This is a genomic window from Salana multivorans (assembly GCF_003751805.1).
In the GTDB taxonomy this organism is placed as follows: Bacteria; Actinomycetota; Actinomycetes; order Actinomycetales; family Beutenbergiaceae; genus Salana; species Salana multivorans.
This window is the reverse complement of record NZ_RKHQ01000002.1, coordinates 58,789-71,324: the sequence shown is the minus strand read 5'-3', so window position 1 is coordinate 71,324 and position 12,536 is coordinate 58,789. Positions and strand designations below refer to the sequence as shown.

Below are 12,536 nucleotides of genomic sequence, written 5' to 3'. Positions count from 1 at the left end.
GCGCGCCGACGTCACGTCCTCAGCCCTCGAGGAGCTTGGGGTCGACGACCTCGCCCTCGATGACCTCGGGCTCCTCGTCCGCCTGCTCGACGATCTCGGCCTCGAGGACCTCCTCGACGGCGGCGGTTGCGTCGTCGACGGCCTCCTCCGACTCCACGTCGTCCTCCGCCTCGATCCGCGCGTGACGCACCGCCTCGTCGACGGCACCGGGCAGGGCGGCCTCGAGCGCCGCCAGCGCCGCGAGACGGTCGGCCTGCGACACGACGGGACCGGACGCGGTCCGGACGACCAGCTCGTCGGTGATCGCCTCGACCGACTCCTCGACGGCCTCGGCGACCTGGTCGGAGCCGGGCTCGATCGGGGTGCCGTCGGCGTCGTGCGGCTGGTGGGCCTGCTGGGCGGCGGCGGCGATCTGGGCGAGCGTCGCCTTGACGGCCTCGCGGGCGGCCTGGTCGCCGGCGCCGCTGCCGTTCGAGCTCGACGACGAGCCGGAGGAGCCCGACCCGTTGCCGCCGTTGCTCCCGTTCCCGCTGGACCCGGCGGAGCCGCGCGAGCGCCCGCCGCGGCGGCGGCCGACGCGCGGGGTCTCCTCCTCGGCCTCCGGCTCGGGCGCGTGCTCGTGCGGCTGGGAGTCGACCGTGAAGCCACGGCCGTGGCAGTGCTCGCACGGCGTCGAGAACGCCTCGACGAGCCCCTGGCCCACGCGCTTGCGCGTCATCTGGACGAGCCCGAGCGACGTCACCTCGGCCACCTGGTGGCGGGTGCGGTCGCGCCCGAGGCACTCGATGAGCCGGCGCAGCACGAGGTCGCGGTTGGACTCCAGGACCATGTCGATGAAGTCGATGACGATGATGCCGCCGATGTCGCGCAGCCGGAGCTGGCGCACGATCTCCTCGGCCGCCTCGAGGTTGTTCCGGGTGACCGTCTCCTCGAGCGTCCCGCCGGAGCCGGTGAACTTGCCCGTGTTGACGTCGACCACCGTCATGGCCTCGGTCCGGTCGATCACGAGCGAGCCGCCCGAGGGGAGCCAGACCTTGCGGTCCATGCCCTTCGCGAGCTGCTCGTCGATCCGCTTGCTGGCGAACACGTCGTCGCGGGAGGTCCAGTGGTGCAGGCGCTCGCCGAGGTCCGGCGCGACGGCCTCGACGTACTCCGAGATCGTCTTCCACGCCCCGGCGCCGGCGATCGTGAGCGAGGAAAAGTCCTCGTTGAACACGTCACGCACGACGCGCAGCGCGAGCTCGGGCTCGCCCTTCAGCAGCGCCGGCGCGGAGACGCGCCGACCCTGCGTGCGGGACTGGATCTCGCTCCACTCGGCGGTGAGGCGCTCGACGTCGCGGCGCAGCTCGTCCTCGCTCGCGCCCTCGGCGGCCGTGCGGACGATGACGCCCTGGCCCTCGGGGACGATCTCCTTGAGGAGCTTCTTGAGCCGGGCGCGCTCGGTGTCGGGGAGCTTGCGCGAGATGCCGGTCATCGCGCCGCTCGGCACGAGGACGAGATAGCGGCCGGCGAGCGTGATCTGCGACGTGAGCCGGGCGCCCTTGTGGCCGATCGGGTCCTTCGTCACCTGGACGAGGATCTGGTCGCCCGACTTGAGCGCCTGCTCGATCCGGCGCGGCTGGCCCTCGAGGCCCGAGGCCTCCCAGTTGACCTCGCCCGCGTACAGGACGGCGTTGCGCCCGCGGCCGAGGTCGACGAACGCGGCCTCCATGCTCGGCAGCACGTTCTGCACGCGACCGAGGTAGACGTTGCCGACCATCGAGGTCTGCTGCGCCCGCGCGACGTAGTGCTCGACGAGCACGCCGTCCTCGAGGACGGCGATCTGCGTCATGCCCGACTGCTCGCGCACGACCATGTCGCGCTGCACGCTCTCGCGCCGCGCGAGGAACTCGGCCTCGGTGATGATCGTGCGGCGGCGACCGGCGTCGCGCCCCTCGCGGCGGCGCAGGCGCTTGGCCTCGAGGCGGGTCGAGCCGCGCAGGGCGGTCACCTCGTCGCGCGCGGCGCGAGCACCGCCGTCGTCGTCGCCACGGCGACCACGCCGACGCCGGCGACGTCGGGAGCCGCCGGAGTCCTCGCCGTCGCCGTCGCCGGACGCGCCCTGCTCGGAGCCCTGGTCGGACCCGCGCTCGTCGTCGGCCTGGCCGGCACCCGCGTCCGAGCGGCCGGACTCGGCCCCCGACGCGTCCTCCGACCCGGCGCCCGACTGCTCGTCGGAGCCGTCACCCGAACGGCGGCGGCCGCGGCCGCCGCGGCGCCGGCGCCGGCGCGAGGACGAGCCGGCGGACTCGCCCGCGTCGTCCCCCGTGTCGGCGTCGCTCGCCTCGGTGTCGGTGTCAGTGGTGTCGGCGGTCGCCACGTCGGCGGCGTCGTCCCGCCCGCCGCGCCCGGGCGCGGCGGCCTCGCTCGCGTCCGCCGGCTCTCCGGCGTCCGCCGCGGCCGCGGGCCGGGTCGCCCGGCGACGGCGGCGAGGCGTGGCGCTCGGCGCCTGGAACAGGAGCGCCGTCGCGGGGAGGCGGTGAGCCTCGTCCTCGCCGGCCTCGTCCGCCTCCTCGTCCTCGTCCGCCTCGCCCTCGACGGGCTCGGCGCCGGAGTCGTCCCCGACGACGTCCGCCGGGGTCTCCTCGGCCGTCACCTCGGTCTCGGCGCGGTCGATCCCCTCGGCGGGGTCCGTGGCGTCGGCGTCGGCGAGCTCCCGGGCGACCGCCTCGGCGGTCTGCGTCTTCTTGGCGCGCGAGCGGCGGGCTCGCGGCGCCGGCGCCTCGGCCGGCTGGTCGCCGCCGTCGGCCGGCTCGGCGGCGACGTCCGTGGCCTCGGTGGTCTCGGGCGCCTTCTTCGCGCTCGTCCGCTTGGCGCGCGTGCGGGTCGCCTTCGGGGCGGGGGCCTCGCCCTCGCCGGCCTCTGCCGCCGGGGTGGGCAGCTCGATCGCGTCGACCGAGTCGACGACCTTCGCTCGGGACCGGCTGCGCGTCGCGCGCTTCCCGGCCGGCGCCTCGGGCTCAGTGGCGGCCGCGGGCGGCTCGGTGGCCGGAGCCGCGTCCGTCGCCGCGGGCTCCGCGGCGGGCGCGGTCGCCGGATCGGCGTCCGTCGTGCGCGCGGCCTTCGCCCTCGTCGCCTTCGGCGCCTTCGTGGTCTTCGTCGCGCGGGTCGTCTTCGCCGCCTTGGCGGTCGTGGCCTTCGGCGCGGCGTCGTCCGTCGCGGGCTCGGTCGTCGCGCCGAGCCCGAACGCGGCGAGCACGTCCACCTGCTGCTCGGGCTCGCGCTCGGGGTGGGACGCGGCGGTCGCGGCGCCGGGGTCCGGGGCACCGGCGGGGCGGGAGGCCGCGCGGCGCGGCGCGCGGCGGCGCGGGGCGGGCTCGGAGGATGCCGCGGTGGCGGGGGTGGTGGTCTCGTCTGCCATGACTGGCTCCGTGCCGCGGTACGCCAGCCACACCGTCGCTGCCGCCCGAGGCTGCTCGTCGGGAGCGGCGAGCCGCACCCGGAAGTCCGTTGGTTGCCCTCGTGGAGGGCCGACGCCGTCGCTCGCGCTGGGCTGGCGCCGCACGACGCCTTCGGTGATGGTGTCACCCGAGGCGGTGCGAGGCGACCAGATCCTGGTGGAGCCGTCGTCGGGCCGCCGGTCGGTGTCGTTCCGTCGGCCGCGACCAGTATCTCATAGCGCCGCCTCAGAAAAGGTCACGTGCGAGTCAACTCGCCGGCGGGCCCGCGGCCGGACGCCGAAAACCCGCGCACGGCCCGGGTCGCGCCCGCCTGGGACCTTGGTCCTTCGAGACACGGCGTCAGGTCAGTAGGTTCGTCGGTAGACGACGCACAGGACGCATCGGGGGCGTCTGCCGTCCACGTGGGGGCGTGACCCGGGCTAGCGTCGTCGGAAGACTCGATCCGACCGATCGGCAGCACCTCTCCTACGGCACCAGCGAAGGAAGACCCCGATGGAAGCCCTCGATCTCGCCCGGTGGCAGTTCGGCATCACCACCGTCTACCACTTCATCTTCGTGCCGCTGACGATCGGTCTCTCGACGCTCGTCGCGATCATGCAGACGATCTGGTATCGCACCAAGAAGGACGAGTGGCTGCGGATCACCAAGTTCTTCGGCAAGCTCCTGCTCATCAACTTCGCCATCGGCGTCGTCACCGGCATCGTGCAGGAGTTCCAGTTCGGGATGAACTGGTCGGAGTACTCGCGGTTCGTCGGCGACGTCTTCGGCGCCCCGCTCGCCATGGAGGCGCTGGCGGCGTTCTTCGTCGAGTCGACGTTCCTCGGCCTGTGGATCTTCGGCTGGGAGAAGCTCTCCAAGCGCGTGCACCTGGCGTGCATCTGGGCCGTCGCCTTCTCCACGACCCTGTCGGCCTACTTCATCCTCGCCGCCAACTCGTTCATGCAGCACCCCGTCGGCGCCGTGTGGAACGAGGAGCTCGGTCGGGCGCAGCTGGTCGACATCGGCGCGGTCCTGACGAACCCGACGACGCTCGTCACGTTCCCCCACGTCGTCGCGGCCGCCTGGCTCGTCGGGGCGACCTTCGTCACGGCCATCGCGGCGATCTGGATCGTCCGATCGGTCCGCGCGGGCGACGAGAAGACCGCCCGCACGGTCTACCGGCCCGCCGCCCTGCTCGGCATCGTCGCGATCCTCGTCTCGGGCGTCGGCCTGCTCCTCACGGGCGACGCGCAGGCGAAGATCATGTACGAGCAGCAGCCGGGCAAGATGTCGGCGGCGGAGGCGCACTTCGAGACGAGCGAGTGCGTGCCGTTCTCGCTCCTGGCCATCGGCGACCTCAACGACCCGAACAACCCCGACGGCGTCCGCCACCTCCTGTCGATCCCCTGCGGCACGTCGTTCCTGGCGACCGGCCACTTCACCGGTCCCGAGAGCACCGTCCCGGGGACGCGGGAGGTCCAGGCGATGTTCACCGAGCGGTTCGCCGCGGAGTACGGCGAGGACATCGTCTACATCCCGAACCTCATGGTGACCTACTGGACGTTCCGGCTCATGATCGGCCCGGCGGTCTTCTCCGCCGCGCTCGCGCTGTGGGGCCTGTGGCTGCTGCGCAAGGGCCGGGTCACGGACAACAGGTGGTTCGCCCGGCTGGCCGTCGTCGCCATCCCGATGCCGTTCCTCGCCAACGCCTTCGGCTGGATCTTCACGGAGATGGGCCGCCAGCCCTGGGTCGTGGTGCCGAACATCGGGGCGGACGGCGTCCTGGAGATCAAGATGCTGACGGCGGACGGCGTCTCGCTGCCGAGCGTCGTCGCCCCGGGCACCGTCCTGACGTCGATGATCGCCTTCACCCTCGTGTACGGCGTGCTCGCCGTCATCTGGTTCCGGCTGATGCGCAAGGACGTCCTCAAGGGGGCGCCGGAGCCCGACCACCCGCACGACCGACCGAGCGAGACGGACGCCGACGGCGTCAAGCAGCTCGACTTCGCGTACTGACGGTCCCGAGACGAGACGGAACAAGGACTCACCATGGATCTCGCAGTTCTCTGGTTCATCCTCATCGCCATCCTGTGGATCGGCTACCTCGTCCTCGAGGGCTTCGACTTCGGCGTGGGCATGCTCCTGCGGCCGCTCGCGAAGGACAACACGGACCGCCGCGTCGTCATCAACACGATCGGTCCGGTCTGGGACGGCAACGAGGTGTGGCTGCTGACCGCCGGCGGGGCGACGTTCGCGGCGTTCCCCGAGTGGTACGCGACGCTGTTCTCGGGCTTCTACCTGCCGCTGCTCCTCATCCTGCTCGCGCTGATCGTGCGCGGCGTCGCGTTCGAGTACCGGCACAAGTCGTCGTCCCCCCGCTGGCAGAACGGCTGGGACTGGTGCATCACCATCGGCTCCTGGGTGCCGGCCGTCCTGTGGGGCGTCGCGTTCGCCAACCTCGTCCGCGGCGTCGAGCTGAACGCCGACCACCAGTACGTCGGCGGCTTCTGGGCGCTTCTCAACCCGTTCGCGCTGCTCGGCGGGCTCGTCACGCTCGGCCTGTTCCTCACCCAGGGCGCGGCCTTCCTCGCGCTGAAGACGGACGGCGACCTGCGCGTCAGGGCCGCCCGCGTCGCCGCCCGGGTGTCCATCCCGACGACGGCGGTCGCCGCGGTGTGGGTCGTCTGGGCGCAGCTCGCACACTCACGCAACGCCTGGACGTGGGTGCCGCTCGTCGTGGCGGCGCTCGCCCTCGTCGGCGTCGTGCTGATGACGGCCCGGCGCAGCGAGGGCTGGGCGTTCGCGCTCAACTCGGTGGCGATCGTCATGGCCGTCGTGTTCATCTTCGGGTCGATCGCCCCGAACGTGATGCCGGCGCTCGACCCGGCCAACTCCCTCACGATCGACAACGCCTCGTCCTCCGACTACACGCTCATGGTGATGTCGTGGGTCGCGGTGGCGCTTGTCCCGGTCGTGCTGCTCTACCAGGGCTGGTCGCTCAAGGTCTTCAGCAAGCGGATCTCCCGGGCCTCCATCCCCGGCCACTCCGACGAGCCGGCGCGGGCGACGACGAACCCGCCGGAGGCTGCGACCATCGAGGGGTGAGACCGCTCGATCCCCGACTGCTCCGCACCGCCGCCGCGGCCCGCACCTACGTGCTGGCCGCGGCGGCGCTGTCCGCGGCCGCGACGGTGTGCATCATCGTCCAGGCCTTCGCCATCGGGCACTCGCTCGGTCCGGCGGCCTCGGGGCTGCTCGCCGGGAGCGGGGCGGCCGCGCTGGGCGGCATCGCGACGCCGCTCCTCCTGCTCGCCGGCGCGATCGTCCTGCGGGCCGCCCTGACCTTCGCGCGCGAGCGCCTCGGCAACGGGGCGGCCGTCGCCGTCGTCGGCCAGCTGCGCCGGGCGCTGCTCGAGCACGCGGGTCGCCTGCCGCACCGCTGGCGCGCCCGGCACGGCTCCGAGGTCGCCGTCCTCGCGACCCGGGGGCTCGACGACGTCGTCCCCTACGTCACCGGGTACCTGCCGCAGCTCCTCATGACGGCGATCCTCACGCCCGTCGCGCTCGGCGTCATGCTCTGGCTCGACCTCGTCTCGGGGCTCATCGTCGCCGTGACGCTCCCGCTCGTCCCGCTGTTCATGTGGCTCGTCGGCGTCACGACGCAGCAGTACTCGGCCCGGCGGCTCGACGTGCTCGCGCAGCAGGGCGCCCAGCTCCTCGACCTGCTGGCGGGGCTCACGACGCTGCGCGCGCTCGGCCGGGAGATCGGTCCCGGCACGCGGGTCAAGCGGCTCGCCGACTCCTACCGCGCCACGACGATGCAGACCCTGCGCGTCGCGTTCCTCTCGGGTGCCGTGCTCGAGCTGCTGGCCTCGCTCTCGGTCGCGCTCGTGGCCGTCGAGGTCGGGATGCGCCTCGTCTACGGACGGATCGACCTCGTCACGGCGCTCGTCGTCCTCGTCCTCGCGCCGGAGGTGTACCAGCCGCTGCGCCAGGTCGGCACGCAGTTCCACGCCTCGACGAACGGGCTGGCCGCCGTGCAGCGCGTGTTCCACGTGCTCGACACGCCGCTCCCGGCGGCCGGGTCGGCTCCCGTGCCGGCCTGGCGGGCGATCCGGCTCACGGACGTGAGCGTCGCGGCCGACGAGCGGGGCTACCTGGCCCCCGAGGCGCTGTCCGCGCTGGTCCGGCCCGGACGCGTCACGGCGCTGGCCGGACCGAGCGGCTCCGGCAAGACGACGACGGCGATGGCGCTGCTGCTCCTCCAGCCGGTCGACGCCGGCTCGATCGAGCTGGTGGTCGGCGGGCCGGACGATCCGGACGACACGGCGGGTCCGCCGGACGATCTGACCGCGGGGCCGGGCACCCGGGCCGACGTCCCGCTGGCCGGGATCGACCCGGCCGCGTGGTGGGAGCAGGCCGCGTGGGTGCCGCAGCGCGTCGTCACCGGCGGCGGCACGCTCCGCGAGCACGTGACGTCCGGTCGCGAGATCCCCGCCGCGGACCTGGAGGAGGCGGCCCGGGCGACCGGGCTGTCCGACGTCGTGGCCGCGCTGCCGGGCGGCTGGGACACCCGGCTCGCCGAGTCCGCTGGCGGCCTCTCCTCCGGGCTGTCGGTCGGCCAGACGCACCGGCTCGAGCTGACCCGCGCGCTCGTGCGCGGCGCCCGGCTCGTCGTCCTGGACGAGCCGACGGCGCACCTGGCGCCGGCCGACGAGGCGCGGATCGTCGACGCGATGCGGGCCGTGGCCGCGCGCGGGGCCGCCGTCGTCGTCGTCGCGCACCGTCCGGCGACGCTCGCCGCCGCCGACGAGGTCGTCCACGTGCGGGCCGGCGCGCAGGTGTCGGCATGAGCCGGCGGGCGGCCGAGGCCGCACCCGTGCGCGACGTCGCGTCCCGCGCGGACGACGACGCCCGGCCGGAGGGGCCGCGGCTGCGCGACGACCTGCGCGCCGTGCGCCGGATCCTCCCCCTGCTCGGGCTGCGCCGACGCGCGCTGGCCGCGGCCGTCGCGCTCGGCTCGCTCACGCTGGCCGCCTCGGTGGCGCTCGCCGGGACGTCGGCGTGGCTCATCGTCCGCGCCTCGCAGATGCCGCCGGTCATGACGCTCAACATCGCGGCCGTCGGGGTACGCCTGTTCGGCGTGCTGCGCGGCGTCTCCCGCTACCTCGACCGGCTCGCGGCGCACGACGTCGCCCTGCGCGGGGTGGCCGACCTGCGCACCAACCTCTACGACGCGCTGGCCCGCGGCCGGACGGAGCGGATCGCGGCCCTGCGCCGCGGGGACCTGCTCGCGCGGACCGGGGCCGACGTCGACGACGTCGGCGACCTCGTCGTGCGGGCGATCGTCCCGGCGCTGGTCGCCGTCGTCGTCGGGCTCGGGTCCGTCGGCTTCCTCGCCTGCTTCGACCTCGCCGCCGCCGGCGTCCTGCTGGTCTGCCTGCTCGTGTCGGCGCTCGTCGTGCCGGCGCTCGCGCAGCGCGCCGACGCGCGCGCCGAGGCGGCGCGGGTCGCCGCCCGGACCGAGGTGGCCGTCGCGACCGAGACGCTGCTCACCCGGTCCGCGGAGCTGGCCCTCACCGGACGACGCGGCGTCGTGCTCGACGAGCTGGCCGCCGCCGACCGCAGCTCGCGCGCCGCCGAGCGCCGCGCGGCCGTCCCGCTCGCCTCCTCGGCCGCGCTGGCCGTGCTCGCGACGGGCGCCGCGGCGGTCGGGGCCCTGCTGGTCGGGGTCCCGGCGCTCGTGTCCGGCACGCTGACGCCCGAGCAGCTCGCCGTCGTCGTCCTGGTCCCGCTCGCCGTGTTCGAGGCCACGATGCCGCTGCCGGCGGCCGCGTCCCAGCTCCACCGCAGCGCCCAGGCCGCGCGACGGATCCTCGCGCTGCTGGACCTCGACGACGACGACGCGGCGGCCGCGCGGGGGGCCGATCCCCGGCCCGCCCCTGGCCGCGCCGCGACGCCGGGTCCCACCGCGACGCCGGGCCTGACGGCGCGCGGCCTCGCGTACGGCTGGCCCGGCGGCACCGCCCTCGCGGCGCCGCTCGACCTCGACGTGCCGCCGGGGTCGAGCCTCGCGATCGTCGGGCCGTCCGGCGTCGGGAAGACGACCCTGCTGCTCACGCTCGCCGGCATGCTGCCGCCGCTGGCCGGCGAGCTGACGCTCGACGGGATCGTCCCGGCGCGGCTGCGCGGCGCCGAGCGGGCCGAGCACGTCGCGCTCACGGCCGAGGACGCCCACGTCTTCGACACCTCCGTGCTGGAGAACCTGCGCGCCGCCCGCGGCGACCTGACCCGCGAGGAGGCGCGCGACGTGCTGGCCGCCGCCGGGCTGCTCGCGTGGGTCGAGGCGCTGCCCGACGGCCTCGACACGCGGGTGTCGACCGACACGATCTCCGGCGGCGAGCGCCGCCGCCTGCTCGTGGCCCGCGCCCTCGCCAGCCCGGCCCCGCTCCTCCTCCTGGACGAGCCAGCCGAGCACCTGCCGGACGAGGTGGCGACGGCGCTCGTCGCCGACCTGCTCGCGCTCACCGCGACCGGTCGCAGCGTCGTCGTCGTGACCCACCACGTCGGGGCGGTCGGTGCCGCCGACCGCGTGGTCGCCCTGGCAGACTGACGCGGTGAGGTTCCCCGCATGAGCACCCCCGTCACCCCCGCCCTCATCACGCAGCTCCTCGACCTCGCCGGCCAGCTCGACGCCGAGCGCGCGCTCGCCGAGCTCGTCGTGGCCGCGGCCGACCACACGGGGGCGCGCTACGCCGCGATCGCCGAGCTCGACGCCTACGGCGAGACGACCACGTTCATCCAGCAGGGCATGAGCGCGGAGGAGGTCGCCGTCCTCGGTCACCCGCCGCGCGGCCACGGGGTGCTCGGCACGCTGCCGGAGGGCGTGCTCCTGCTCGACGACCTCACCCAGCACCCGGCGTTCGAGGGGTTCCCGCCGGGTCACCCGCCGATGCACACCTTCCTCGGCGTCCCCGTCATGGCCGGCGGCATCGTGCTCGGGCGGCTCTACCTCACGAACAAGCCGAGCGGGTTCACGCCGCAGGACGTCGAGACGGTGACGCTGCTCGCCGCCGCGGCCGCCGTCGCGATGGACAACGCCCGGCTCTACCGGCAGGCGCAGGACCGCGAGCGGTGGATGCAGGTCTCCCAGGAGATCACCGCGGCGCTGCTCGAGGGCACCGAGGAGGAGGACGTCCTCGCGCTCATCGCGCAGCGCATCCGCGAGGTCGCGGACGCGGACGGTGCCGCGATCGTCCTGCCGTCGCTGGACGAGGAGTGGATGGTCGAGATCGTCGACGGTCCCCGGATGGCACCCCTCATCGGCGCCGTCCTTCCGCCCGACGGCCCGGCGATCGAGTCCGTCCACACGGCCAGCGGCGTGCTCGTCGACTCCATCGCGCGCGACGCGGACCGGTTCATCCCCGAGGCGCGGATCTTCGAGCGCGCGCTCTACGCGCCGCTGCTCACGCACCTGGCCGACGACGACGCGGGCGCCGGAGCCACGACGAGCTCGCTCGGCGTCCTCATCCTGTTCCGGCTGCCCGGCCGACCGGCGTTCACCGAGCAGGACCTCGCGGTCGCGGCCGACTTCGGGCGCCAGGCGGCGCTCGCGCTGCGGCTCGCGGCCGCGAGGCACGCCGAGGACATCGCGGCGCTGCTCAACGAGCGCAGCCGGATCGCTCGCGACCTGCACGACCTCGCGATCCAGCAGCTCTTCGCCACCGGCATGCGGCTCGAGCACGCGAAGAAGCTGCTGGCCGGCACGCCGGAGGAGCCGACGGTCGTGACGGAGATCGACGAGGCGATCGGGGGCGTCGACGAGGGGGTGCGGCAGATCCGCGGCATCGTCCGCTCGCTGCGGGACCGGGACGAGCAGCTCCCCGTGCTCGAGCGGCTGCTGCGCGAGGCCTCCCTCGCGCGCGCCAGCCTCGGCTTCGCGCCGTCGATGCTCCTCACGCTCGACGGCGAGCAGCTCGCCGAGCTCGACACGGCCGGCGAGCAGGCGGCCGAGATCGACGCGCGGCTGGGCGACCACATGAGCGACGACGTCGTCGCGGTCGTCCGCGAGGGGCTGTCCAACGTGGCTCGGCACGCGCAGGCGACGAGCGCCCGCGTCGTCATCGACGTGGAGCCGCGGACGGTGCGGATCGTGGTGTCGGACGACGGCCGGGGTCCCGAGCCGGCGTCCGACCGGCGCAGCGGCCTGGCCAACCTGCTCGGCCGGGCCGAGGACCACGGCGGCGCGGCGCGGCTGGTGGCCAACCCGGGCGGCGGGTCCTCCCTCGTCTGGGAGGCGTGGATCGGCTGAGCCCGGACCCGTCGGCCGCCCCGGCCGATCGGCCGGCTAGCGCCAGGACTGCGTGTGCTGGCTCGCCACCCAGGCGATGACCTGCGTGCGGCGGGAGAGGCCGAGCTTCGCGAGCATCGACGTCACGTGGTTCTTCACCGTCTTCTCGGCGAGACCGAGCTCGTCGGCGATGTCCCGGTTCGTCATGCCCTTGGCCACGAGGTCGAGCACCTTGGACTCGCTCGCGGTGAGCGACGCGGTCGGGTCCGGGTTGGCCTGGCGGCGCCGGGTGAGCGTCCGCTCGTCCAGGAGCACCCGGCCGGCGGCCACGGCGCGCACGACGTCGACGATCTCCGCCCCGCGCACCGTCTTGAGCACGTAGGCCCGGGCACCGGACTCGACGGCGGCGGACACCGCGTCGTCGTCGTCGAAGGACGTGAGCACGATCGCCCGCGTCTCCGGCGAGCTGACCGCGAGCGCCTTGATGACGTCGATGCCTGTGCCGTCGGGGAGCTGGAGGTCGATGAGCGCGACCTGCGGCTTGAGCAGGGCGCCGCGGCGCTCCGCGTCCTTGACGGTCCCGGCCTCGGCGACGACGTCGAGCCCGTCGGCGGCCGCGACGACGTCGGCGATCCCGCGACGGACGACCTCGTGATCGTCCACGATCATGACGGTGGTGGGTGTTGTCACCCTCGCAGGCTACCGGGCGGGGGCCGCAAGTCCCGAACCGGCCGTGGTCCGGGTGTCCCGGCCGAGGTGGCGGCCGCCCTCCCGGACGGCCGTCCCCTCCCTCGCCGGGGCGGTGACGTGGCCGGTGATCCCGTCGC

The 12,536-nt window shown here is 74.7% G+C and carries 7 protein-coding genes; 5 read left to right on the top strand and 2 right to left on the bottom strand.

The genetic code is table 11. The annotated features are described in order from the left end of the window. Positions 1-19: 19 nt before the first annotated feature. On the bottom strand, positions 20-3,400 hold the full coding sequence (locus EDD28_RS12555) for an Rne/Rng family ribonuclease (RefSeq protein WP_123740891.1): 3,381 nt from the start codon (positions 3,398-3,400) through the stop codon (positions 20-22). A gap of 532 nt (positions 3,401-3,932) precedes the next feature. On the opposite strand from EDD28_RS12555, the gene EDD28_RS12550 reads away from it, so the two are divergent. Genes EDD28_RS12550 through EDD28_RS12530 form a run of 5 tightly spaced genes read left to right on the top strand, consistent with a single transcriptional unit; the run spans position 3,933 to position 11,730 of the window. Continuing rightward, the gene (locus tag EDD28_RS12550) at positions 3,933-5,435 is read left to right on the top strand and encodes a cytochrome ubiquinol oxidase subunit I (RefSeq protein ID WP_123740144.1); all 1,503 of its coding nucleotides are present in this window, start codon (positions 3,933-3,935) and stop codon (positions 5,433-5,435) included. 33 nt (positions 5,436-5,468) lie between these two features. Continuing rightward, positions 5,469-6,524, top strand: coding sequence for a cytochrome d ubiquinol oxidase subunit II (gene cydB / locus EDD28_RS12545; RefSeq protein WP_123740143.1), 1,056 nt, complete (start codon positions 5,469-5,471; stop codon positions 6,522-6,524). Then, positions 6,521-8,272, top strand: coding sequence for a thiol reductant ABC exporter subunit CydD (gene cydD / locus EDD28_RS12540; RefSeq protein ID WP_123740142.1), 1,752 nt, complete (start codon positions 6,521-6,523; stop codon positions 8,270-8,272). Before cydB ends, cydD begins: the two co-directional genes overlap by 4 nt. Beyond that, entirely contained in the window at positions 8,269-10,032 is a 1,764-nt protein-coding gene (gene cydC, locus EDD28_RS12535; protein WP_245968072.1) for a thiol reductant ABC exporter subunit CydC, read from the top strand. The genes cydD and cydC overlap by 4 nt, the downstream gene beginning before the upstream one ends. Before the next feature lie 18 nt (positions 10,033-10,050). Further along, the gene (locus tag EDD28_RS12530) at positions 10,051-11,730 is read left to right on the top strand and encodes a GAF domain-containing sensor histidine kinase (protein ID WP_123740141.1); all 1,680 of its coding nucleotides are present in this window, start codon (positions 10,051-10,053) and stop codon (positions 11,728-11,730) included. Positions 11,731-11,766: 36 nt separating this feature from the next. On the opposite strand, the gene EDD28_RS12525 is transcribed toward EDD28_RS12530, so the two are convergent. Next, on the bottom strand, positions 11,767-12,378 hold the full coding sequence (locus EDD28_RS12525) for a response regulator (protein WP_123740140.1): 612 nt from the start codon (positions 12,376-12,378) through the stop codon (positions 11,767-11,769). Positions 12,379-12,536 lie beyond the last annotated feature (158 nt).